The 23,384-nt window shown below is 43.4% G+C and carries 21 protein-coding genes; 12 read left to right on the top strand and 9 right to left on the bottom strand.

Annotated elements, in window-relative coordinates; translation table 11 throughout:
• The first annotated feature begins 38 nt into the window (after positions 1–38).
• From R7035_RS10025 to R7035_RS10015, 3 genes are all read left to right on the top strand, one after another.
• The gene (locus tag R7035_RS10025; protein ID WP_005380125.1) at positions 39–236 is read left to right on the top strand and encodes a DUF5363 family protein; all 198 of its coding nucleotides are present in this window, start codon (positions 39–41) and stop codon (positions 234–236) included.
• The gene (locus R7035_RS10020) at positions 223–996 is read left to right on the top strand and encodes a TatD family hydrolase (protein ID WP_262651750.1); all 774 of its coding nucleotides are present in this window, start codon (positions 223–225) and stop codon (positions 994–996) included. Before R7035_RS10025 ends, R7035_RS10020 begins: the two co-directional genes overlap by 14 nt.
• Before the next feature lie 204 nt (positions 997–1,200).
• A complete protein-coding gene (locus tag R7035_RS10015; RefSeq protein WP_005380131.1) occupies positions 1,201–2,484 on the top strand; it encodes a NupC/NupG family nucleoside CNT transporter in 1,284 nt (427 codons plus the stop codon).
• Between the two features lie 358 nt (positions 2,485–2,842).
• Here R7035_RS10015 and R7035_RS10010 read toward each other — a convergent pair whose 3' ends face one another.
• Positions 2,843–2,977: a hypothetical protein gene (locus tag R7035_RS10010; protein WP_318146116.1), complete on the bottom strand. Its 135-nt coding sequence runs from the start codon at positions 2,975–2,977 to the stop codon at positions 2,843–2,845.
• Positions 2,978–3,067: 90 nt separating this feature from the next.
• On the opposite strand from R7035_RS10010, the gene deoC reads away from it, so the two are divergent.
• The 4 genes from deoC (at position 3,068) to deoD (ending at position 7,422) form a co-directional block, all read left to right on the top strand.
• Positions 3,068–3,844 (top strand): deoxyribose-phosphate aldolase, encoded by a 777-nt coding sequence (deoC, locus tag R7035_RS10005; RefSeq protein ID WP_005380133.1) that lies wholly within the window; start codon positions 3,068–3,070, stop codon positions 3,842–3,844.
• Between the two features lie 97 nt (positions 3,845–3,941).
• Positions 3,942–5,270 carry a thymidine phosphorylase gene (deoA, locus tag R7035_RS10000; protein ID WP_104975558.1) on the top strand — a complete coding sequence of 443 codons (1,329 nt, stop codon included), beginning with the start codon at positions 3,942–3,944 and terminating at the stop codon, positions 5,268–5,270.
• A 68-nt stretch (positions 5,271–5,338) separates the two neighbouring features.
• On the top strand, positions 5,339–6,559 hold the full coding sequence (locus R7035_RS09995; protein WP_054700480.1) for a phosphopentomutase: 1,221 nt from the start codon (positions 5,339–5,341) through the stop codon (positions 6,557–6,559).
• A 143-nt stretch (positions 6,560–6,702) separates the two neighbouring features.
• A complete protein-coding gene (gene deoD / locus R7035_RS09990; protein WP_005380140.1) occupies positions 6,703–7,422 on the top strand; it encodes a purine-nucleoside phosphorylase in 720 nt (239 codons plus the stop codon).
• Between the two features lie 95 nt (positions 7,423–7,517).
• Here deoD and R7035_RS09985 read toward each other — a convergent pair whose 3' ends face one another.
• Complete coding sequence (locus tag R7035_RS09985; protein ID WP_005391677.1) at positions 7,518–8,123, bottom strand: YtjB family periplasmic protein; 606 nt, start codon at positions 8,121–8,123, stop codon at positions 7,518–7,520.
• A gap of 91 nt (positions 8,124–8,214) precedes the next feature.
• Here R7035_RS09985 and serB point away from each other — a divergent pair, with 91 nt between their 5' ends.
• Entirely contained in the window at positions 8,215–9,195 is a 981-nt protein-coding gene (gene serB / locus R7035_RS09980; RefSeq protein ID WP_005380142.1) for a phosphoserine phosphatase, read from the top strand.
• Positions 9,196–9,258: 63 nt separating this feature from the next.
• Here serB and R7035_RS09975 read toward each other — a convergent pair whose 3' ends face one another.
• Positions 9,259–11,607: a PilZ domain-containing protein gene (locus R7035_RS09975; RefSeq protein WP_318146115.1), complete on the bottom strand. Its 2,349-nt coding sequence runs from the start codon at positions 11,605–11,607 to the stop codon at positions 9,259–9,261.
• A 135-nt stretch (positions 11,608–11,742) separates the two neighbouring features.
• Between R7035_RS09975 and radA the strand changes: the two genes are divergently transcribed.
• Together radA and fusA are read left to right on the top strand one after the other, a co-directional pair.
• On the top strand, positions 11,743–13,122 hold the full coding sequence (gene radA / locus R7035_RS09970) for a DNA repair protein RadA (protein ID WP_005386443.1): 1,380 nt from the start codon (positions 11,743–11,745) through the stop codon (positions 13,120–13,122).
• A 215-nt stretch (positions 13,123–13,337) separates the two neighbouring features.
• Positions 13,338–15,428: an elongation factor G gene (gene fusA, locus R7035_RS09965; protein WP_005386444.1), complete on the top strand. Its 2,091-nt coding sequence runs from the start codon at positions 13,338–13,340 to the stop codon at positions 15,426–15,428.
• 118 nt (positions 15,429–15,546) lie between these two features.
• On the opposite strand, the gene R7035_RS09960 is transcribed toward fusA, so the two are convergent.
• Positions 15,547–16,494 carry a LysR substrate-binding domain-containing protein gene (locus R7035_RS09960; protein ID WP_054579100.1) on the bottom strand — a complete coding sequence of 316 codons (948 nt, stop codon included), beginning with the start codon at positions 16,492–16,494 and terminating at the stop codon, positions 15,547–15,549.
• Between the two features lie 97 nt (positions 16,495–16,591).
• On the opposite strand from R7035_RS09960, the gene R7035_RS09955 reads away from it, so the two are divergent.
• Positions 16,592–16,801: a DUF1127 domain-containing protein gene (locus R7035_RS09955; RefSeq protein ID WP_005380156.1), complete on the top strand. Its 210-nt coding sequence runs from the start codon at positions 16,592–16,594 to the stop codon at positions 16,799–16,801.
• Between the two features lie 68 nt (positions 16,802–16,869).
• On the opposite strand, the gene R7035_RS09950 is transcribed toward R7035_RS09955, so the two are convergent.
• On the bottom strand, positions 16,870–18,561 hold the full coding sequence (locus tag R7035_RS09950) for an AMP-binding protein (protein ID WP_025768211.1): 1,692 nt from the start codon (positions 18,559–18,561) through the stop codon (positions 16,870–16,872).
• A gap of 476 nt (positions 18,562–19,037) precedes the next feature.
• On the opposite strand from R7035_RS09950, the gene R7035_RS09945 reads away from it, so the two are divergent.
• The gene (locus tag R7035_RS09945; protein ID WP_258660310.1) at positions 19,038–20,033 is read left to right on the top strand and encodes a transporter; all 996 of its coding nucleotides are present in this window, start codon (positions 19,038–19,040) and stop codon (positions 20,031–20,033) included.
• 224 nt (positions 20,034–20,257) lie between these two features.
• On the opposite strand, the gene R7035_RS09940 is transcribed toward R7035_RS09945, so the two are convergent.
• From R7035_RS09940 to R7035_RS09925, 4 genes are read right to left on the bottom strand one after another with little or no spacing between them, the layout of a single operon-like run.
• On the bottom strand, positions 20,258–20,824 hold the full coding sequence (locus tag R7035_RS09940; protein WP_005380163.1) for a hypothetical protein: 567 nt from the start codon (positions 20,822–20,824) through the stop codon (positions 20,258–20,260).
• Positions 20,825–20,878: 54 nt separating this feature from the next.
• Entirely contained in the window at positions 20,879–21,556 is a 678-nt protein-coding gene (locus tag R7035_RS09935) for a C39 family peptidase (protein ID WP_033905563.1), read from the bottom strand.
• Between the two features lie 5 nt (positions 21,557–21,561).
• Complete coding sequence (locus R7035_RS09930; protein ID WP_005380167.1) at positions 21,562–21,885, bottom strand: hypothetical protein; 324 nt, start codon at positions 21,883–21,885, stop codon at positions 21,562–21,564.
• Between the two features lie 20 nt (positions 21,886–21,905).
• A complete protein-coding gene (locus R7035_RS09925) occupies positions 21,906–22,835 on the bottom strand; it encodes a hypothetical protein (RefSeq protein WP_005391691.1) in 930 nt (309 codons plus the stop codon).
• Between the last annotated feature and the right edge of the window lie 549 nt (positions 22,836–23,384).

Raw genomic sequence — 23,384 nt, 5'->3', positions numbered from 1 at the left:
TAAACTTAGCCAAGGGCGTTTTTATATAAGGATAAGATATGAATTGGTTTAAACGTGGGCTAAAGCGTTACGACAACTGGTGTAAAGAGATGGGGCTAACTCCCGATCAGAAACGCAGTTGTGTCCCATATCGAAAAGACCCTGCCCATCAAACTGAAGAGAAGAGTGAAGCCCAACCATCCTCTGATTTTCTGCCCGCAGATACAGATAAAAAGCGTCAAGATGAAGCTCTTTGATACGCACTGCCACTTTGATTTTGATGTGTTTCAAGATGACTTTGCGCATCAACTTGAGCTTGCTCAAACGCAAGGTGTCGCAAGAATTTTGATTCCTTCCGTCGGTCCGCAAAACTGGGCTCGTATTCAAACTTTGGCAGAGCAACATACCAATTTGTATTATGCGCTCGGCTTTCATCCGTATTTTCTTGAAGATAACATTGAGCAGCACCTTACAGAGCTAGAAGGCTATCTAAATCAAAAAGGGCTACAGTGCGTGGCAATAGGAGAGTGTGGTTTAGATTTTGCCATTGATGTTGATCCACAGTTGCAAGAAAAGATACTTGAAGTTCAATTTGAGCTGGCTAGACGCTTCGAACTCCCAGTTATTTTACATAGCCGAAAAGCGCACAATCGCCTCATTCAAATGGTGAAAGCGGCGAATCTCCCTAGAGGTGGTGTGCTACACGCTTTTTCTGGGAGTTATCAGCAAGCCATGGAGTGGGTCAAATTAGGTTTTTTTATCGGTGTAGGAGGAACGATTACCTACCCAAGAGCCAAGAAAACACGCGACGCAATTCAAAAATTACCACTCGAAAACCTAGTAATCGAAACAGACGCACCAGATATGCCTATACTTGGATATCAAGGGGAGTCAAATCACCCAGCCAAACTCATTCACGTCTTTAATGAGCTCGTAGAGTTGCATAACGGCCGAAAGCAATCGATTGCCTCTCAACTGTGGAAAAATAGCAATTTTGCTTTCTCGATATGTGAATAAAATCTAAAGATGTGGTTTGAAATCGAAAACGTTTTCCTGCTTATTGTGAATTAACTCACAAAGCTGGTTGAATCAATCATGAATCTTATAGGAAAGTGTGAGGCTGGCATTACTTTAATTGATTCTGCATGAGTATAATTGCCCCCGCTTTATAGCTCCATTTTGTAACACGCCAATAAATAACTTATAAGGAAGTCATAAACTATGAGCCTGTTTATGAGCCTAATCGGTATGGTAGTGCTTCTTGCGATTGCAGTGGCATTTTCTAACAACCGAAAAGCTATCAACTTTAGAACTGTGGGTGGCGCATTCGCTATCCAATTCGCATTAGGTGCATTTGTTCTGTATGTACCTTGGGGCCGTGATCTACTAAACGGTTTCTCTTCAGGTGTTTCTAACGTTATCAACTACGGTAACGATGGTTCATCATTCCTGTTCGGTGGTCTTGTTTCTGACAAGATGTTCGAAGTATTCGGCGGCGGCGGTTTCATCTTCGCATTCCGTGTTCTTCCTACACTGATCTTCTTCTCTGCACTGATTTCAGTTCTTTACTACATTGGCGTTATGCAATGGGTTATCAAGATTCTTGGTGGCGCACTACAAAAAGCGCTAGGCACTTCGCGTGCGGAATCAATGTCAGCTGCAGCTAACATCTTCGTAGGTCAAACTGAGGCACCTCTAGTTGTTCGTCCATTCGTTCCAAAAATGACTCAATCAGAGCTATTCGCGGTAATGTGTGGTGGTCTAGCTTCTGTTGCTGGTGGTGTACTAGCTGGTTACGCATCTATGGGTGTTCCACTAGAGTACCTAGTTGCGGCATCATTCATGGCAGCACCAGGTGGTCTACTGTTCGCTAAAATCCTTCACCCTGAGACTGACCAGCCTCACGAAAGTATCGAAGAAGCGATGGACGGCGGTGACGACAAACCAGTTAACGTAATCGACGCAGCTGCGGGCGGTGCGGCTTCTGGTCTACAACTTGCGCTTAACGTAGGTGCAATGCTAATCGCATTCGTTGGTCTAATCGCGCTAATCAACGGTATGCTAGGTGGCATCGGTGGTTGGTTCGGCATGCCAGAACTAACACTAGAGCTAATTCTAGGTTACGCGTTCTCTCCACTAGCATTCCTAATCGGTGTTCCATGGGCAGAAGCTGTAACAGCTGGTTCATTCATTGGTCAGAAAATCGTAGTGAACGAATTCGTTGCTTACTTGAACTTCACACCATACCTAGGTGAAAACGCTCAAGTAATCGCGGCAACTGGTGAAGTAATGTCTGAGAAGACAACAGCTATCATCTCATTCGCACTATGTGGTTTCGCGAACCTTTCTTCTATTGCGATTCTACTTGGTGGTCTAGGTAGCCTTGCACCAAACCGTCGTAGTGACATCGCTCGCATGGGTGTTAAAGCAGTTCTTGCAGGTACGTTGTCTAACCTTATGGCAGCGACAATTGCAGGCTTCTGCTTAAGCCTTGCAGCACTATAATTAGAATCGGTTCTTAATATATAGACGCCGTTTTACATCATGCCCTGTAGCAAGAGATTGCTGCGGGGCATTTTTCGTTTTTCGGGCTCCAAAATTTCATCGGGTGTTTGCCTTAGTCGAGGTATTACGCAGTCAATGGAATAGGGGCTAGGAAATTTTGAGATACAAACCGTTTGCGCTCCATTTGGTGCTACAGTTTTGCGGTGAAACTCTATAATGTATTAATCACAGGATAGTGGTTAAGCTTGATTCTTAATCACGTAATGAATATTACATAATCGATGGGCAAATGAATTGCCCTGCAATATCAGATCTAATAGGCGTTTTGCTTTGTGATGTGATATTAAAGACACCGCAATCATAGATTGTTGTGCCATAGGCCAAACTGGTACTGTGCGGTGACAAGGATAGCAATTGGCATATGATAAATTTTCGCTGTATATGCCGAGTCTTTAGGGAACCAAGTCCGTTCATTAATAGACTGTTTAGCCATTTACTCACATTGTCTCGACTTGTTGATTATAGTTAAAGACGTGATGTAAGGCTGAGTAGTGAATTTTTTGAATATTGATCGGAGATAGAAATGAGCGATTTAAAAGCAGCAGCGCTACGTGCACTTAAACTTATGGACCTAACTACGTTGAATGATGATGACACTGATGCAAAAGTGATCTCACTATGTCATGACGCGAAAACAGCAGTAGGCAACACAGCTGCAATTTGTATTTACCCTCGCTTTATTCCTATTGCTAAGAAGACACTTCGTGAGCAAGGTACGCCAGAGGTTCGTATTGCAACAGTAACGAACTTCCCACATGGTAACGACGACATTGAAATCGCAGTTGCTGAAACAAAAGCGGCGGTTGCTTACGGTGCAGACGAAGTTGACGTAGTTTTTCCTTACCGCGCGCTAATGGCGGGTGATGAGAAAGTAGGCTTCGAACTAGTTAAGCAATGTAAAGAAGCTTGTGGTGACATTCTTCTTAAAGTGATCATCGAAACAGGTGAACTAAAAGAAGAAGCACTAATCAAGAAAGCATCTCAAATCTGTATTGAAGCAGGTGCTGACTTCATTAAAACTTCAACTGGTAAAGTGCCAGTAAACGCAACACCAGAATACGCTCGCATGATGCTTGAAGTTATTCGCGACATGGGTGTTGCAGAAACTGTTGGTTTCAAACCAGCAGGTGGTGTGCGCACTGCTGAAGACGCAGCAGCATACCTAGCAATGGCTGACGAAATCCTAGGTGACAACTGGGTTGATGCTCGTCACTACCGTTTTGGTGCGTCTAGCCTGCTAACCAACCTACTAAATACATTAGAAGTATCGGACGACGTCGCTGATCCAACAGCGTACTAATTCCAATAATGCGTCTGAACGGTAGCACCTAAACGGGTGCTACCAAACCTCTTCTATCCTACTACAACCATGGCTCAAAAGAGCTTGGGAGGCACTAATGTATTTACCACAAGAAATCATTCGTAAAAAACGTGACGGCGAAGTCCTAACCGCCGACGAAATCAACTTCTTTATTCAAGGCGTAGCGAACAACACGGTATCTGAAGGTCAGATTGCGGCGTTTGCTATGACGATTTTCTTTAATGAAATGACCATGGATGAGCGCATCGCCTTAACGTGTGCAATGCGTGATTCGGGCATGGTTATCGACTGGAGCCACATGAACTTCGGTGGTCCAATTGTCGACAAACACTCAACCGGTGGTGTGGGTGACGTAACTTCTTTAATGCTTGGCCCAATGGTGGCAGCGTGTGGCGGTTTCGTACCTATGATCTCTGGCCGCGGTCTTGGTCATACAGGCGGTACGCTGGATAAACTTGAATCTATCCCTGGTTACAACATTACGCCGAGCAACGATGTTTTTGGTCAAGTAACCAAAGACGCTGGTGTGGCGATCATCGGTCAAACTGGTGACCTTGCTCCTGCGGATAAGCGTGTTTACGCGACTCGTGATATTACCGCAACGGTAGACAATATCTCCCTGATTACGGCGTCGATCCTTTCTAAGAAACTGGCGGCGGGTCTGGAATCGCTAGTGATGGACGTAAAAGTGGGTTCAGGTGCATTTATGCCAACTTACGAAGCGTCTGAAGAGCTAGCAAAATCAATCGTTGCGGTAGCAAACGGTGCTGGCACTAAGACTACGGCAATTCTTACGGACATGAACCAAGTATTGGCGTCTTCAGCGGGTAACGCAGTAGAAGTTCGTGAAGCGGTTCGTTTCTTAAAGGGTGAATACCGTAATCCTCGTCTACTTGAAGTGACCATGGCTTCATGTGCTGAAATGTTAGTACTTGGCAAGCTTGCTGAGAACACAGAAGACGCACGCGCAAAACTGATGGAAGTGCTGGATAACGGCAAAGCGGCTGAGTGCTTCGGCAAGATGGTTGCCGGTTTAGGCGGCCCTGCGGACTTCGTAGAAAACTACGACAACTACTTAGAAAAAGCAGCAATCATTAAGCCAGTTTACGCAACAGAAACGGGCATTGTCTCTGCAATGGATACACGTGCTATCGGCATGGCTGTGGTTGCTATGGGTGGTGGTCGTCGTGTTGCTACTGATGAAATCGACTACGCAGTTGGTTTCGACGAGTTCATCCGCCTAGGTGAGGTCGCAGACAGTGATAAACCTCTTGCGGTCATCCACGCTCGCACTGAAGAGCAATGGGAAGAAGCGGCAAAAGCACTGCGCAGTGCAATCAAAGTAGGTGGTGAATACACACCAACTCCAGAGGTTTACCGCCAAATTCGTGCAGAAGATATCTAATAGAACAAGTAATTACACAAGGCCTACTCAACCATAATAAAAAGCCGAGTGGGCCTAAGGAACGAGCAATGAAAAGAGCATTTATTTTAGTACTAGACTCATTCGGTATCGGTGCAACTGCCGATGCTAAAGAATTTGGTGATGTAGGTTCAGACACACTAGGTCACATCGCTGACCAATGTGACAAAGGCTTAGCAGATAACGACAATCGCCAAGGTGCACTTCGCCTTCCAAATCTATCGAAACTTGGTTTGGCAATGGCGCATAAAGAATCGACAGGTCGCTTCGCACCTGGACTAGACGCAGACGCTGAAATCATTGGTGCATACGGTCATGCAGCAGAGCTTTCTTCAGGTAAAGACACGCCGTCTGGTCACTGGGAAATCGCAGGTGTGCCTGTTCTGTTTGACTGGGGTTACTTCACTGACAAAGCAAACAGCTTCCCGAAAGAATTGACTGACCGCATTCTTGAGCGTGCAGGTCTTGACGGTTTCCTAGGTAACTGTCACGCGTCTGGTACTCAAGTTCTTGACGATCTTGGTGAAGAGCACATGAAGACTGGCAAACCAATCTTCTACACGTCTGCTGACTCTGTATTCCAAATCGCATGTCACGAAGAGACTTTCGGTCTAGACCGTCTACTAGAGCTTTGCCAAATCGCACGTGAAGAGCTAGAAGATTACAACATTGGTCGTGTTATCGCGCGCCCATTCGTTGGTGCTGGTAAAGGTCAATTTGAGCGTACAGGTAACCGTCGTGATCTTTCTGTAGAGCCACCATCAGCAACGGTTCTTCAGAAGCTCGTTGATGAGAAGCAAGGCAACGTGGTTTCTATTGGTAAGATTGCTGATATCTACGCAAACTGCGGCATCACTAAGAAAGTGAAAGCGACAGGTATCCCTGCATTGTTCGAAGCAACGCTAGAGCAAATCAAAGAAGCGGGCGACAACACGATCGTATTCACTAACTTTGTAGACTTCGACTCAGCTTACGGTCACCGTCGTGACGTAGCGGGTTACGCAGCGGCACTTGAGTACTTCGATGATCGTATCAACGAAGTGCTAGAGATTATGGAAGAAGACGATGTGCTTATCCTAACGGCAGACCACGGCTGTGACCCAACATGGCCAGGTACTGACCATACTCGTGAGCACATCCCAGTATTGGTTTATGGTCAAAAAGTACCAGCTGGTTCTCTTGGCCGCCGCGAAACATTCGCAGATATCGGTCAAACATTGGCAAGTTACTTCGGTACTTCTCCAATGGATTACGGTAAGAACTTCCTATAATTAGTTAGGTTTTTGAAAACTAGGAGCTTGATAGCTCCTAGTTTTATGTTTGCAGTATGTAAATGCTGCTTGTCGGAAATGAGAATACTCTGGCATATATCGCCTTAAGCGCGGAGCGCTAGAGAAAGGTTAAGGAAAAGAAAATGGCAACTCCACATATCAATGCTGAAATGGGTGCATTTGCAGACGTCGTACTGATGCCTGGTGATCCACTACGTGCAAAATACATCGCAGAGACTTTCCTTGAAGATGTCGTTCAAGTGTGTGACGTTCGTAATATGTTTGGTTACACAGGTACATACAAAGGCCGTAAGATATCGGTAATGGGCCACGGTATGGGTATCCCATCATGCTCGATTTACGCGACTGAACTAATCAAAGACTTCGGCGTGAAGAAAATCATCCGTGTTGGCAGCTGTGGCGCAGTGAATGAAGACATCAAAGTGCGTGATGTTGTGATCGGCATGGGTGCATGTACTGACTCTAAAGTGAACCGTATCCGCTTTAAAGGTCATGACTTCGCGGCAATCGCAGACTACAACATGGTTCGTGCGGCAGAAGACGCTGCAAAAGCTCGCGGTATTGACGTTAAAGTTGGTAACCTATTCTCAGCAGAGCTTTTCTACACGCCAGATCCAGAAATGTTCGATGTAATGGACAAGTACGGCATTGTTGGTGTTGAAATGGAAGCGGCTGGTATTTACGGTGTTGCGGCAGAATACGGTGCAAAAGCTCTGACAATCTGTACGGTTTCTGATCATATCAAGACTGGCGAACAGACTACATCTGACGAGCGTCAAACGACATTCAACGACATGATGCTAATCGCACTAGATTCAGTATTGCTTGGTGACGAAGAGTAAGCGACGAAGAGTCATTCTATTTTTCGCTCTCAAGAGCTAAAAAAACAGCCCACACATTGCGGGCTGTTTTTATATGAGTTGTTAGCGCTACCTAGTTACTTGGTTAGCAGCAGGTTTGGCGCTTTTTTACGACGTATCGGTTGTCGACGTAAAATCAAGATGAACAACATACCACAGACAAAGCTCATTAAGACCATCATGTACATATAACGATCGCTCTTGCGATAGTGGTGGTCAGAAATAGCCGTCACCCGGCCCGTCTCAAAGGTCACGCGAACAAAACCGATAAGCGCACCATCTGCAAAAACTGGTTCAACCAACTGCTGGCGACCAATGGAAGCTGTTGCCAAAGGCGTATCCAGGCCAAGAACTTCGCGTACCGATAATGCCTCTTCACTAGACGCTAAACGTACACCCTGTGCATCGTAGATTGTTGCATCAAACACTAAACGGTCTTGTGCTAGCTGGTTTGTTAGCTGAAGTAATCGTTCTTGATCTTTAGTTAAAATCATCTCACTGGCAGAAAGAGACGCCTGTGAAATCAAAACTTTGGTGAGCGTTTCAAGCTGTTGTGCTTGAATTTTCTCATTACCCTTACTGATCACAACACTGTTTTTTATTGTGATAAACAACATCACACACAGTAGGATTAGTGCCAGAATTCTTAGGGCATTCCTTACTGAGAACAAAGATTCACTCATGCTCTTTACTCATCCATTTAAAATAAAACAAAGACTTGCCTTTTTAGTTTGTTGAGGTAACGTTTTAGCAAAGTCATAAGGGATTATATACATGGACGCGTCAAAAAGCTTGCCTATCAGAAAACATACGACACTTTTAAAACGATTACCCGAGACTCGATTTGCCTCCCAATTAGATAAAGCAAAAGCAAACTGGATCGTATTTGCTGAGTACCTTTCGCCAAGTCACTTCGAAGACATTGATTTCTTCACCGGCTTTTACAACCCAATACTAGAAACGTGGAAAGTTGGCCAATATGAAGTAGCCCTGATGGCCGGAGAGTTGACTCCTCAACATGAAACGATCTTACAAAGTCTCAACCTAGATTACGCCTCGCTTAATGAAGTGCCCGATCTATCAACCCAAGGGTTGATTGTATTTGATATGGATTCAACGGCGATCCAGATAGAGTGTATTGATGAAATCGCGAAACTGGCAGGAGTAGGGGATGAGGTCGCTGAAGTCACTGAACGTGCCATGCAAGGTGAGCTGGATTTTGAGCAAAGTTTACGTCAGCGAGTTGGTAAGCTCAAAGGTGCCGATGAATCAATTCTTGAACAAGTTCGTTCCCAGTTACCATTCATGCCGGACTTTGAAGCGCTAATTGCGACGTTGAAAGCCTTGGGCTGGAAAACAGCGATTGCCTCCGGTGGTTTTACTTACTTCTCTGATTACATCAAAGATAAAGTCGACTTAGACTTTGCTCGCTCCAATCAATTAGAAATTATTGACGGCAAACTCACGGGTAAAGTACTTGGCGATGTGGTAACGGCGCAGATGAAGTCTGACATTCTAGTGGAACTGGCGGATGAATATGAAATTGAGCAGCACAACACGGTTGCTGTCGGTGATGGCGCTAATGATCTTGTGATGATGTCGGTGGCAGGATTAGGGATTGCGTATCACGCAAAACCAAAAGTGGAAGCTCAAGCGCAATCAGCGATTCGCTTTGCAGGGTTGGGCGGTGTGCTCTGTATTTTATCTGGCGCATTGGTGAAGCAGCAAAAGGTCAGCTGGAAAGCTAAACCTTAACCATCCATTCAAAAACACCGCCAGAAAGGCGGTGTTTTTTTTCAATTTGGTATGACTTTGAATTTACTCGGTTAACTCCAATCTAATTACAACCTCTTCAGTAATGTCTTCAAATTCACTGTAACCAACGAGCGCTGTTAACTCTTTTTCTAACTTGCTCGCTTGATGTACGCCAAATTGGGTTAAGTCACTTAAATCTTGTTGCAGTAATGATGTCATCGGATCGAAAATTGGCGCAGTAGAAAGGCGAATCACGTAAAAGTCACCCATCATTCGCGCTTTCTTTATAAATTGAATCCGCTCTTTTACGCTGTTGAACTCTTGATGAAGCTTTGACTCAATGCTTGTAATTTTATTGCCTACTTTTGCGGCGCTTATGTAGATATCCTGATGTCTGGCTTGAGCACCTTCTACGCGTTTTATTGGCTCTGCGATTAATGTGCTTGTCCGGCCTTTAAAGATAGGTTCAAGTGACAACAGTTGGTCATGCCCAAGACGGGCAAAAAGCTCAATGTGTTTAGGTAGCGGCAAGTTCACCCCGATAACGGGGGTTTTGATTGAAGGTGACGTACTCTTACTGATAAAAATGGGCGTGCTCAGCGTACGCGAGAGCAACATGCAGTGCAGCCTTTCAAGTAGAGCATTACTTGGTAGCGTCTCTTTTTGCGGGATTAGCTTGTCTTGATTGTGCTCGATAATGCTGTTGAAAAAAGCGATTACCTTCATGGTTTGGCTGCTTTCATCAATAACTAGCTGCACGCTACAACCGTCTGGGCTTACACGAATTACTCGGTATGGCACCGACATTAACGGCAATTTTTTATCGTAGAGTTGTAATTCTCGAAAGTTGATTCTTACCTCTTGCCCAGAACGTAACATCGTAGGCTCACTTAGCCTAATTCCGAGTCCTCGTTTGGAAAGGTCAACAGTACAGCCGCCTGTTTTAGTTTGTCCTGAGTACAACTCTAAAGGTGTTTTAAAACGATAACGAGGCTCTTTTCGACGAGACTTTGCATCAAAATAAATGCCCTTTGGATTGCCGATAACTCTTCTCGGATGACGAAACGCGTTTAACGTATTAGCGGGTAAGCGCGGCTTTTCAGTTAGCAGGTAATCCTGCCCTGATTTTTCGTCAGCAATTTCTTGCAAAATACCAATATGAGTCAGTGATTGAGACGTTTCTGCTAACTCTGGAGAGAAAGCTGCTAGGTCTTCCTGTTCTTGCTCAGATAGTTCAAAGATTGAAATTCTAAAGGCGCGCCAACTCTCTCGTTTGCCACCTAAATGCCAAAATAGCTGGCGCTGTTCGCGAGTTGCTTCAGGGCGAAACATCGAATAGAAATAGGTTCGATTCTCGTGCTCGTGAGTAAATGAATAAAGGACATTGGTTGTTCCTTTCACACCAGGCTTAATGAGTGACGCGATGCGTTGCTCGTTGAATAAGGAACCAAACATTTGCTGGTTTCTCTCATCGTGCCAGTATTGCCAAAGCTTTTGATTGTTTGGCGTTAACATTGCTAATTTTAGGTCACTACCATCAAAGAATAGAGGCAAGCTGCTGGTGTGCTTTAGTGCGATGTGCTCATAACCGCGAGTTCGAGCTCGAATAATCTTGTCTTGATTGTCGTGACGAGCCCTTTTAGCAGCACTGTTGAGCGCTTCATCTATCACTCTGGTGACGGCATTGGTGTCAGTTAAGCGTATGGTTCTGAGGTATCGAACTGAGTCATTTTCGTAACAGTCATCAACCGCGAGTATGCGGTATGCAAGCGGTTTCTCTATACCTGCAACGTTAGATTTGCTGGCAAATTCAGTAAACGTGACCTGAATAATTTCCCCAAGGTTATATTTAAATGCACTAGGGACTTTGAACTTTGCGCCAGAGCTAGATAAATCAATGCTTAATCCATGAAGAAGCTGTCCTTTAGAACGGCAAATTTCAACTTGAGATTGGACTTTCAAGCGTTTTTCTTGGCGCTTTAAATCGTAGCCTAGGTGAACGGGTTCTGCTAAGAACGGGCTTTTAGGATCCGTTAACGATTGCGTTTTTTGCTGAGTAAGGCGCTTGCTCATTACGCGAAAGTTATTTCGCGTGTTGACCAATGCTTCCCACATTCCTTCCGTGTAGCAGCCAAACTTTTTGATGTTTTTATGGTAAGCGTTGAAAGCAACATCATCCAACCAATGTGGAATGCCATCCAAAATATACTCGCGACATTCGCCTTGAACGCGACCTCGCAAATCAATGCTTTTTTTGCATGGAGCCATTAAGCGGTTAAGTTCAATTTTAACCAAAATTTTGGCCGAAGGCGGCTCTTCCTCGGTCAGTTGGCCAAGGACAAAGTCAAAGTCATTCGTACCGTAAACGGGAATGAGTCGTTCTGCGAGCGAGAGAATTTCAGATTGCTGCATTATTTCTGTTAGAGTATGTCGTTACTTTAAATTGTATCGGCTAAGCGAAGTAATACTTAAGTATATCAATAGTTCATTTCAGTTCAGGTCTGACTTGGCTGTGCTTAGTCACATTTGTAGAAAAATTGAGGCATCATGGCGAAAGCAAAACGAGCGTATGTTTGTAATGATTGTGGCGCGGACTTTCCCCGTTGGCAGGGGCAGTGTAACGCATGTGGTGCATGGAATACGATAACAGAAGTACGTATCGCTGCATCGCCAACCGTTGCTCGCAATGAACGCTTAAGCGGCTACGCTGGTTCCGCAACAGAAGCAACGGTTCAAACGCTATCCGAAATTGATCTGCAAGAAGTACCTCGCTTCACCAGTGGGTTTAAAGAGCTTGACCGCGTCTTGGGTGGTGGTGTTGTGCCAGGTGCCGCAATTTTGATTGGTGGTAACCCTGGTGCAGGTAAATCAACCCTTCTGTTGCAAACCATGTGTAGTTTATCTGCGCAAATGCCAACGCTTTACGTAACCGGTGAAGAGTCGTTACAGCAGGTGGCAATGCGTGCTTCCCGATTGGGCTTGCCGAAAGATCATTTAAAAATGCTATCGGAAACGAACGTCGACAAAATTTGCCAAATCGCCGAAAAAGAGCAGCCTCGTATAATGGTAATAGACTCGATTCAGGTGATGCACGTTTCTGATGTTCAATCGTCGCCTGGCAGTGTTGCTCAGGTACGTGAATCTGCGACGGCTCTGACACGATACGCAAAACAGAATAATGTTGCGGTATTTATTGTTGGTCACGTAACAAAAGATGGTACCCTTGCGGGCCCCAAAGTTCTTGAACACATTATCGACTGTTCGGTACTACTCGATGGTGGAACGGATAGCCGATTCCGCACTTTGCGTAGTCATAAAAACCGTTTTGGCGCTGTGAATGAGCTTGGTGTCTTTGCAATGACAGGCCAAGGATTGAAAGAAGTGAGTAACCCATCAGCGATCTTCCTTTCTCGTGGTGAAGAAGAAACATCAGGCTCTTCCGTCATGGTGGTTTGGGAAGGCACGCGCCCTCTGCTAGTAGAGATTCAAGCGCTGGTGGATTACTCGCAGTTAGCCAACCCTCGTCGTGTTGCGGTCGGCTTGGAGCAGAACCGCCTATCACTTTTGCTCGCGGTGTTGCATAAGCATGGTGGCTTACAAATGGCAGACCAAGATGTCTTTGTTAATGTGGTTGGCGGTGTTAAGGTGACGGAGACGAGCGCTGATCTTGCTTTAGTTATGGCGCTTTTATCGAGTTTTCGTGACCGTCCACTCCCTAAAGATGTGGTGATTTTTGGTGAGGTAGGGCTTGCGGGCGAAATCCGTCCAGTGCCAAGTGGGCAAGAGCGTTTGAATGAAGCGTTCAAACATGGTTTCAAGAAAGCCATCGTGCCAGCAGCCAACATGCCGAAAGGTGGCATCCCTGGCATGCAAATTCACGGCGTTAAGAAATTGTCGGAAGCTATAGAGGCTTTTGACGAGCTGTAATGCTCATAAGAATGGTATTTGTGCAATCACAAACTGTTCTATCCGTCCTCAATAAAATGCGAATAAAGTACATAAATTGCTGTGTTTGACTATGCTTTGGGGACGGAAATTTCACGTTAAAATTTTTTTTCTTCCATCCGCACGCAAGGGTATCAGTATTGACAGAATGTGATATACTCTGCGCGCACTTTATACCTTATTAACAGAGTAAGACAATGACTGATTTATCAAAATACAGAAACATTGGTATTTTTGCTCACGTAGACGCGGGTAAAACTACCTCTACAGAGCGTATCCTAAAGCTAACTGGTAAGATCCATAAGATCGGTGACACTCACGACGGTTCAACTACTACTGACTTCATGGAGCAGGAAGCTGAGCGTGGTATCACAATCCAGTCTGCAGCAACAACTTGTTTCTGGAACGATCACCGTCTAAACATCATCGATACTCCTGGACACGTTGACTTCACTATCGAAGTTTACCGTTCTCTAAAAGTACTTGACGGTGGTATCGGTGTATTCTGTGGTTCTGGTGGTGTTGAGCCTCAGTCAGAAACTAACTGGCGTTACGCTGACGAATCACACGTATCACGTCTGATCTTCGTTAACAAACTAGACCGTATGGGCGCAGATTTCTACAAAGTTGTAGATCAAGTACAGAACGTACTAGGTGCTACACCTCTAGTTATGACTCTACCTATCGGTATCGAAGAAGATTTCGTAGGTGTTGTAGACGTACTAAGCCAACAAGCTTACGTATGGGATGAGTCTGGCCAACCAGAGAACTACGAAGTTCAAGATATTCCAGCAGACATGGTAGAAAAAGCTGCTGAATACCGTGAAATGCTAATCGAAACTGCTCTAGAGCAAGACGAAGATCTAATGATGGCTTACCTAGAAGAAGGCGAAGAGCCATCTCTAGAAGACATCAAACGTTGTATCCGTAAAGGTACTCGTGATCTAGCATTCTTCCCAACTTACTGTGGTTCAGCGTACAAGAACAAAGGTATCCAACTTATTCTTGACGCGGTAATTGATTACCTACCATCTCCAACAGAAGTTGATCCACAGCCTCTAACTGATTCAGAGACTGGTGAGCCAACTGGTGAAGTTGCGACTGTATCTGCAGACGAGCCACTACGTGCTCTTGCATTTAAGATCATGGATGACCGCTTCGGTGCTCTAACCTTTATCCGCATCTACTCTGGTAAGATGAAGAAAGGTGACACAATCCTTAACTCTGCAACTGGTAAAACAGAGCGTATCGGCCGTATGGTTGAGATGCACGCGGACGAGCGTAACGAGATCGATTCAGCACAAGCTGGTGACATCATCGCTGTAGTTGGTATGAAGAACGTTCAAACTGGTCACACTCTATGTGATCCTAAGCACGAATGTACTCTTGAGCCAATGATCTTCCCAGATCCAGTAATCTCTATCGCAGTTAAGCCTAAAGATAAAGGCGGTTCTGAGAAGATGGGTATTGCGATCGGTAAAATGGTTGCAGAAGATCCATCATTCCAAGTTGAGACTGATGAAGATTCAGGCGAAACTATCCTGAAAGGTATGGGTGAACTTCACCTAGACATCAAGGTAGATATCCTTAAGCGTACTTACGGCGTTGAGCTAGAAGTTGGTGCTCCACAGGTTGCTTACCGTGAAACTATCACTCAAGCAATCGAAGATAGCTACACGCACAAGAAACAGTCTGGTGGTTCTGGTCAGTTCGGTAAGATCGATTACCGCATCAAACCAGGTGAGCCAAACTCTGGCTTCACGTTCAAATCAACAGTTGTTGGTGGTAACGTACCTAAAGAATTCTGGCCTGCAGTTGAGAAAGGCTTTGCGTCAATGATGGAGCACGGTGTTCTAGCTGGCTTCCCTACTCTAGACGTTGAAGTTGAACTATTCGACGGTGGTTTCCACGCAGTTGACTCTTCAGCTATCGCTTACGAAATCGCAGCGAAAGGTGCATTCCGTCAGTCTATGCCTAAAGCTGGCGCGCAACTTCTTGAGCCAATCATGAAAGTTGACGTGTTCACTCCAGAAGATCACGTTGGTGACGTAATCGGTGACCTTAACCGTCGTCGTGGTATGATCAAAGACCAACAAGCAGCGTCTACTGGCGTACGTATCAAGGGTGATGTACCTCTATCAGAAATGTTTGGTTACATCGGTACTCTACGTACTATGACTTCTGGTCGTGGTCAGTTCTCTATGGAGTTCTCACACTACGCACCATGTCCAACAAACGTTGCAGAGCAAGTAATTGCTGACGTTAAAGAGCGTAACGCTAAGAAGTAATTCTTAAGTTAACTCTATAACTTGAAAGCCCCGCTTAGTGCGGGGCTTTTTGTATCTAGCAGTCTTATACGCAGAGCGTTTTTGTTTTATTCCTATTTAGCGTTTGTTTTGACGATTGTTATGATGTCGTTCTAGTGCTGTTGCCTTTTAGGTCAATGGTCTTAAAGTCTGGTACCACTGACTTTTCAAATATTTCTATTTCTTCCTTCAACCATTGCGCAAACAATTGAGCTTTAGGTCTTTTTAAGTAGCCTTTTGGCGCACACAAGTAATACGCAAAGTTGGGCTTGATAGCGATATCTCCAATTCGGACCAATTTGCCAGAACGAAAATATTGATGAGCTAAACTGTGTTTTACTAATGCCACGCCTTGAAGTGATAGTGCAGCCTCAAGCACGAGATGTGATCCACTGTATTTTAAGGTAGGCTTTGCTGCGCAGTGACCCAAGGTTGCTAACCACATATTCCAATCAAGATCAGGCCAAACATCTTCAATCAGCTCAGCTTTGCTTAAATCCTCGATGTTATAGATCCCGTGCTCTTTCTGGTACACCGGATGACAAGCTGGATAAAAAGCTTCGTCCATTAGCCATTGTGATTCTAAATTGGGGTACTTTCCTAAACCGTAACGAACACATAAATCTATCTGGCTATCTTGAAAAGACACCAAATCATTGGTTGGTTCTAATAGCAAGGCGATATCAGGGTGACGCTGACGAAAAGCCGTAATTTTCGGGACTAACCAATGATGAGCGAAAGAGGGGAGTGTTGATATCGAAAGGTGGTTCGGGTTTGGATCTTGATTGACTAATCTAACCCCTTGCTGCAAATGAGCAAACCCTCTTTCTGCCTGACTAAACAGTAGCTCTCCCTCAGGTGTGAGCACGATTTTTCTGTGCTGACGAACAAATAGGTCCGTGCCTAAGAACTCTTCTAAATGACGAATTTGCTGACTAATGGCCGCTGGCGTAACAAACAGTTCTTTTGCTGCCGTTTTAAAGCTTCCTTCCTTTGCTGCAACGAAAAAGTAATACAAGCCCTGTAAGGGAGGCATTCGATCTTTCACATTAGTTTTCCTTAACTCTATGGCAGATTCTATCGTTTGAGGATATCAGCGTAGTCGCTGATTATTAAGTGGTCAACATTGTATAGGGATCTTTGAAATGGAAAACATGACACACACTTGTGAGCGTACTATACCTACTGCCCATCAGAGCGGGTTACAGTTAATTTATTCTAAACTGGCGGCTTGGAGAAGGAACTATAAGACACGTCGTCACTTGAGAGAGTTACCAAAGCACCTTTGGGACGATATTGGGTTAGGTGAAAGGGAGATTAGTTGTGAAGTGAGTAAGCCATTCTGGAGAGAGTAGTTTATGAGTTTGATTCAAGCTCAAAGTTAAGTTGCACTCCCCAATGGTGTTGAGGAGTGCAAGCAAAATTACAAGTCTTCTTCCCACACGACCAATTCATCTTTTGGCCAATTGTGGCCTATCTCATGATACTTTTGTTCGAGCACATGACGTTTAATTTTAAGCGTTGGCGTCAGTACGCCATTTTCTATACTCCAAGGTTCTTTAATCATTAACACACCTTTGATTTGCTCATGAGAGGCGAGTTCTTGATTCATCCTGGCAATAACTTTACGTGTGGTACGTGCGTATCGCTCTCGATCAAAGTTAGGGAAGTCATGTGGCACAACCAAAAGAATCGGAGCGGGTAGCCCTAAACCGATGAGACACATCATCTCTACGCGACTGTACTCGAAAAGCTTTTTCTCGATAGGAACCGGAGAGACAAATTTACCTTTGGCGGTTTTGAAGTTATCTTTTTTACGGCCTTGAATCGTTAGATAACCATCTGAGTCGATAGCGCCGATATCGCCTGTGTGTAGCCAGCCCTCTGAATCAAAAGACTCTTGGGTGGCAATGTCATTTTTGTAGTAGCCAGAAAATAGCCCTTTGCCACGCACCATGATTTCATCATCAGCTGCGATTTTTAACTCAATGCCTGGTCCTGCATTACCGACACTACCGATTTTGTCAGCTCTAAATGGGTAGTTGAGCGTGCTGTAGGCAAATGATTCCGTCATCCCCCAAGCCTCTGTGATATCAAGGCCCACTGAGTGGTACCATTCCAACAGCGCTGGCGAGACAGGTGCAGAGCCACAGCCTAATACTCGAGCCTGATCTAAACCTAGACCATCTGCTAGCTTTTTCTTGATCAAAGAATTGACGAATGGGATTTTCAACAGAATATTGAGCTTCTTCTGTGGAAGTTTGTCTTGAATACGTTGCTGGAATAGCGTCCATAATCGTGGGACGGAGATAAACAGAGTTGGTCGGTGCATCTTCACATCTTCGATAAAAGTGTCCAGTGACTCTGGAAATGCTGTTGGCACGCCACCCATAATCGATGAACCGAAGATATAAACACGCTCTGTAATATGAGCGAGCGGTAAATAAGAGAACAATCGGTCGTTTTCTTGGATACCAATATGATTGATCAGTTGCTGAACAGACCAACTGAATGCGCCGTAAGTTAGCATCGCGCCTTTCGGTAACCCTGATGTGCCTGAGGTATACACCAACGACATTAGCTTGTCATCGTAATGCTGCGGACGCTCTTTACTTGGCACTGCATCAGCAATGAGCGCTTGGTATTCGTGCTTACACTTTGGTGCCGTGTCATAAGGTAGAGCGATGCTAATGAGTTCAGGCATAGCATCAATGACTTGCTGAGTTGCTTTGGGATCATCGAGTTTTCCGCCAATGATCGCTTTACTTTCACTATGAGTCACACAGTATTCGATGGTGTCTGCACCGGCGGTAGGAAAGATTGGCACACTGACATAGTCACCAAGCATCATAGCAAGATCGCAAATAAACCATTCTGCACAGTTTTTAGATACTAATGCGACTTTGTCGCCAGGCTTTACACCAAGTGAGCGTAGTGCGCTGACAAGTTTTAAGGCTTGATCTGCAACATCAGAGAATGTGTACTCAACAAATTGTCGGTTAATAATTTGTTTTAGGTAGACCTCATTTGGACGCTCTTGAGCCCATTTGAGGATCATTTCATTTGGTGGTGGGAGAGCGCAACCAGCAGCGCTATTTAGATTCGGCTGATTCATTTTAAGTGACTCCATGTCTTCTCATTGTATTTATAATTGTTAACGCATTGTTAACTTTAGCATGTTAAATCGCGACACGGGAATGCATTTTGATGAAATATGTGGGGAAGATAGCGTTAGTTATGGTTGAAGTCGGAGCGACTCGATCTAAAAAGCAATGTGATTGATGCTACGCAAAAGAGAACAGGCTTTTCAGCTGTTATGTCATACCGACTTCATACTAAGAGCACAGGTAAGCAATTTATTTTATTAATAATATTGCGAAAACATAGAATCTATCCTAATTATTTATTAACTAGTGGCTTAGTGTTGAAGATAAGTATAAATGTCTCCTAATTTCTTCAAAGCGCCAAACTTAAAGGTATGTCGTGGTTTTGAAGTAGCTATACTAATCTTACTTTGGAAAGTTAGGAGCTTCACCTCAAGCTATTGCCTGAGATTACTTGGGTACGATCATCAGCAAAAGGAAAGATGTGATGTTACGGAAGACTTTACTGGGTACCTATCTTTGTAGTTTATTCATTGTGGGGAATGCATATGGTGCTGAAGGAGATGATATTCCTCAGCGCGCCCAAACGGTTGGTGATGTTATTGAGCGCCCAGGCGTTCTCACACCTAAAGGTAAATGGTCATTTGATTCGTCTTTGAGCTATACACAAAACTCTTCAAACAAAGTATCTGTTGTTGGATATACAGTCTTACCAACTCTGATTGTTGGGCGAATTGAAGTGAGTGATTCGGATAGGACTACAGTAACCGTTGGATTAACTGCTCGGTACGGTTTAACAAACGCCACAGAGTTAGAAGTTAGAGTGCCGTATGTGTATCGTAATGACCAAGTTTCTACGCGCCCCATTCAAGATGGTTCAAACAGTGAAGTAGTAAACACAACGGTGGATGGCGGAGGGCTTGGTGATGTAGAGTTCGCATTGAGGCACCAGTTTAACTTTGAGTCTGCGCCATACTGGGTAGGTGGCCTTAGAGTAAAGTCGGATACAGGACGATCGCCTTATGATGTTTCTATTGAAGATGGAAGCAACTCATTTAGTGATGTCCCTACAGGTTCGGGTTTTTGGAGTTTTGAGCCTAATCTATCTCTTATTCACCCTGTTGATCCTGCGGTCTTGTTCGCTAGTCTAAGTTATATTTATAACTTAGAGGATACTGTTACAGTTGGCGACACAAAAGCTGATGTTGAACTTGGAGACACTATTTCTCTTTCAGGGGGAATGGGGTTTGCGGTGAATCCTGATCTTTCATTCTCTTTAGGACTTAGCCATAAAACTATTTTAAAAAGCAAAGTAAATGGCAGATCGGCAGATGATGCTAAGTTGCTTCAATTAGATGCATTAACTTTTGGTATAAACTATGCCTTTAGTGAACGCTCATCTATCAATGTTAGTGCTCAAGCTGGTCTTACAGAAGATACTCCCGACTTTCAATTAACAGTACGAGTACCTTTTAATTTGTAAAATGGATATTAGGCCCTTGAGTCTTGGGCCTAATTTATCGTTAGCGCCTAGTGTTCGCATTATAAATTGATTGGATTATATTGGATAAAGTAGGTATATATTCTTAAAATGATGGTGGCCTATTGATATATCTACCTTTCTTTTGGTATGTAATCATAGATATCAGTCGTTTCTAATATCAAAGAAGCTTAACGTGACAATTTTTCAGATAAAAATGGAAATGCTCATTGAAGGTGGTTCAATAAGGCGTCTTCTAATTGTTGGTTTGCTTTGATTTCCCGTATTACCCCATTTACTTGAGCATCAATGTCTACGAGCGTGCTAAGTCCAATAATACTGTTATCTTTCGTGTTTTGAATAATATTGATAATACTTGAATTTATAAAGTCTGAACTTATTATATTAGGATTTTGAGACGAAGGCATTTTGGGTGAATCTATAGAATCATCTCCAATAATATTTCCTTCACCAAATTGTATGATGTTAACAATACCCTGGTTGAAAATATCTCCACTTTGATTTTCACTATTTGCGCTAATGTTTTTTAAATTACCATTTTCAATTACTAAGTTGGCAATGTTTGTGTTCAAAATATCATCGCCATTTATAGTCGTAGTAATGCTTAATCCAATATTAATAATATACTCATCCGTAATTTGGAAGCCACCTCGATATTCTTCTAAAGATAAATTTGAAAGAGGAGTAAGTTCTTGCAGGCCAACATCTTTAGCATTCACATTAAAATGAGGTATTAGCATACAAAGCACTAACAAAAATTTATTGTAGTTCATAATGTAGGCCTTTCAGGTTGTTTAGTTCTTAAAGTTATTTAAAACAATGTTATATTAATTTTCACCGGAAACTGGGAGAGTAATGCTAAATACCCCTAAGGAATCTCTAGACACTCCTGTTTTTAATGGTGATCTTTGATATACGGTGAAATTATCATTGGTTATAAAGCTAGACCTTCCCATTTCCGCTTCGTTACGGACCAGTAACACAATTCCTTGGTAATATTTTTCAAACTCATCCAGTTTCATTATCATGGTTCCTCTAGAAGGGTCTCCTAGAATAACTGAGTGATTGTTTATACCTCTGATGACAACAAAATGCATATACCCATCGAAATTAACGAGAGTAATCCCAGGGACGCCGACTTCTTTAATTTTCTCCAATCCTACTTGAAAGCCGTCAGAACGTAACCCTATGGAATCCAAGTAAAACTTCATATCCAACAAAGAAAAACCTTTCTCTTTGATTTTTTCTTTATCACCTTTTTCAAACATGCTTTTGAAGATATCTTGTTCAGATGACTCTGTTGCATAATGAAAAGTGAGAAGAGAAGCCAGGGCGGCAGAGCCACAGCTGAAGTCATACTGTTGGCGAAAAACATCACCGAACACTATTTCTTTGTAGCTTTTAACAGGAACAGAGTAATGTGCTCGGTAAGGTAGCAGTTCTAATGAAATGGCTGATGCTGAATAAACGAGCATCAGCCAAATTACGTTATTTAATACTTTCATATTGTTTACTTGAGTGTCAGGTTAACGACGGTAGAGTTCTGGATTAAAACGTTGTTTCCGCTGTTCTGAATTACGTTGGATATACCCGAACTGTCTGCGAACGCTCCACTTGATAGTATATTGTTACCACTCACGGTGTTTGACGCGACATTATCTGACGAAATACCATTGATATCTGATTCTGCATAAACCAAGTCGAGTTCAACATTTTGTCCACCTCTTGATTCATTCATGATATCCAAGCTAACTTCTCCGCCAGATAATGCAATGTCATCAGCGAGTGCAGTGCAGGCAACTATCATACTCAAAGTACAGATTGCCAAACGCATCGCTTTCTCCTACTAGTCGGTTACTCACCCCCAGTAAACACACTTGCATTAGTTGTAACAGATTGTTGTACAAGTGAATTTGAACCAGCATTCTGACCAACGGTAGTAATACCAGCCGCACCACCAAGACCACCAAGGGTGTTCATGTTTTCAACTCGAACTCGAGTATCATCCGCGTTAGTTGCATAAATAACTGATGCACCTGTAACACCACCCATTAGGCTTGAGCTCGCAACAACCATATCTGTATCCATATGGACTTGATTGAAGCTATCAACATTTGTTGAGCTCGAGTCACTTTGATAGTTACTATTGTCGTTAAAGCTGTTCGAGTTTGTTGTGCTTGAATCAGCGTAGCTACGGTTATCACTCTGGTTACGGTTGTCGCTTTGATTACGATTATCGCTGTTATCGTTAAAGCTACTGTTGATACTAGAGTCACTGTTGTCGTTGTTGCTACGTCTTACAGTAGTACTAGAGTCGCTGTTGTCGTTGTGGCTTCTATTTGTGTTAGTACTTGAGTCACTACTATCACTATTTAGGCTCACATCAAGATCAGCACTGGTACTGTTGTCGTTAGCATTAGACGTACTATTGTCGTTGTGGCTTTGAGCTGTGTTAGTGCTCGAGTTTGAGTTGTCGCTGTTGTTATTAAAGCTGTCATCAACACCAAGAGTTGCACTGTTGTCAGTGTCGCTGTTGTCGTTGAAGCTATGACCAATACCTAGTGACGCACTATTATCGCTGTTGTCGTTGAAGCTATCACCAACACCGAGAGATGCGCTATTGTCACTGTTATCATTGAAGCTGCCAGATAAACCGATATCGGTATTAGCGCTGTCAGTCCATTGCATGTTGTCGTCTCCATCATCGATCTCATTCGCGATTAGAGAGCCACTAAATAAAATTGCTGACATTGCTAAAGCAAGCCCTGTTTTGTTTAGAGTCATAACGATTACTCCATTTCCTGTTATTCCTGATTAAAAATGACTGCACTTAACTTCTTGCTGCTTCCTTCAAATGTTGTGGGAAGCGATGAAATTATAAGAAAGGATCAGTGAAAGCTGTTCTCATTATTGAGAATGATTCAGGCTGGAAGGGAGTATTTAGGTACGTCTATTTAAAGTATTAAAGAAAAAAATAACATAATCATAATGTTATTTTTTGTATTTACTTTAAGTACTCATCAAGTATGAAATGAAGCCAATATAAAGAAGTAATTTGTTCTATTGCACTGAGCGGAGCAGTCATCCATTTTTTATAAATGGCATTTTATCCAATTATTATCTTTATTATTTAATATTATAAATCATATCCTTATGCTAACACAGGTTGAAAAGTATGGATAAAAACACAACAGGTTCATACTTTTTAAGTCTTTTTCGGTGCTGAAAAGCAATGCGATATCATTCTGAAGTGCTATATTTTCTACTTAAAATGAAGATAAATTCTCTTTGCTGCCTCCAATTAATTTTCTAACGGGGGTTGGTGAAACAGGT

The organism is Vibrio sp. 1731, assembly GCF_033339955.1.
GTDB classification, from domain to species: Bacteria; Pseudomonadota; Gammaproteobacteria; order Enterobacterales; family Vibrionaceae; genus Vibrio; species Vibrio alginolyticus.
Note: the sequence above shows the minus strand (reverse complement) of the source record. Positions and strands in the feature narration are given on the sequence as shown.

Excerpts from the sequence above, each read along its gene's own strand:
- R7035_RS10025 (WP_005380125.1), top strand. The coding sequence starts at position 39 with ATGAATTGGTTTAAACGTGGGCTAAAGCGTTACGACAACTGGTGTAAA.
- R7035_RS10020 (WP_262651750.1), top strand. The coding sequence starts at position 223 with ATGAAGCTCTTTGATACGCACTGCCACTTTGATTTTGATGTGTTTCAA.
- R7035_RS10015 (WP_005380131.1), top strand. The coding sequence starts at position 1,201 with ATGAGCCTGTTTATGAGCCTAATCGGTATGGTAGTGCTTCTTGCGATT.
- R7035_RS10010 (WP_318146116.1), bottom strand. The coding sequence starts at position 2,977 with ATGGCTAAACAGTCTATTAATGAACGGACTTGGTTCCCTAAAGACTCG.
- deoC (WP_005380133.1), top strand. The coding sequence starts at position 3,068 with ATGAGCGATTTAAAAGCAGCAGCGCTACGTGCACTTAAACTTATGGAC.
- deoA (WP_104975558.1), top strand. The coding sequence starts at position 3,942 with ATGTATTTACCACAAGAAATCATTCGTAAAAAACGTGACGGCGAAGTC.
- R7035_RS09995 (WP_054700480.1), top strand. The coding sequence starts at position 5,339 with ATGAAAAGAGCATTTATTTTAGTACTAGACTCATTCGGTATCGGTGCA.
- deoD (WP_005380140.1), top strand. The coding sequence starts at position 6,703 with ATGGCAACTCCACATATCAATGCTGAAATGGGTGCATTTGCAGACGTC.
- R7035_RS09985 (WP_005391677.1), bottom strand. The coding sequence starts at position 8,123 with ATGAGTGAATCTTTGTTCTCAGTAAGGAATGCCCTAAGAATTCTGGCA.
- serB (WP_005380142.1), top strand. The coding sequence starts at position 8,215 with ATGGACGCGTCAAAAAGCTTGCCTATCAGAAAACATACGACACTTTTA.
- R7035_RS09975 (WP_318146115.1), bottom strand. The coding sequence starts at position 11,607 with ATGCAGCAATCTGAAATTCTCTCGCTCGCAGAACGACTCATTCCCGTT.
- radA (WP_005386443.1), top strand. The coding sequence starts at position 11,743 with ATGGCGAAAGCAAAACGAGCGTATGTTTGTAATGATTGTGGCGCGGAC.
- fusA (WP_005386444.1), top strand. The coding sequence starts at position 13,338 with ATGACTGATTTATCAAAATACAGAAACATTGGTATTTTTGCTCACGTA.
- R7035_RS09955 (WP_005380156.1), top strand. The coding sequence starts at position 16,592 with ATGGAAAACATGACACACACTTGTGAGCGTACTATACCTACTGCCCAT.
- R7035_RS09950 (WP_025768211.1), bottom strand. The coding sequence starts at position 18,561 with ATGAATCAGCCGAATCTAAATAGCGCTGCTGGTTGCGCTCTCCCACCA.
- R7035_RS09945 (WP_258660310.1), top strand. The coding sequence starts at position 19,038 with ATGTTACGGAAGACTTTACTGGGTACCTATCTTTGTAGTTTATTCATT.
- R7035_RS09940 (WP_005380163.1), bottom strand. The coding sequence starts at position 20,824 with ATGAACTACAATAAATTTTTGTTAGTGCTTTGTATGCTAATACCTCAT.
- R7035_RS09935 (WP_033905563.1), bottom strand. The coding sequence starts at position 21,556 with ATGAAAGTATTAAATAACGTAATTTGGCTGATGCTCGTTTATTCAGCA.
- R7035_RS09930 (WP_005380167.1), bottom strand. The coding sequence starts at position 21,885 with ATGCGTTTGGCAATCTGTACTTTGAGTATGATAGTTGCCTGCACTGCA.
- R7035_RS09925 (WP_005391691.1), bottom strand. The coding sequence starts at position 22,835 with ATGACTCTAAACAAAACAGGGCTTGCTTTAGCAATGTCAGCAATTTTA.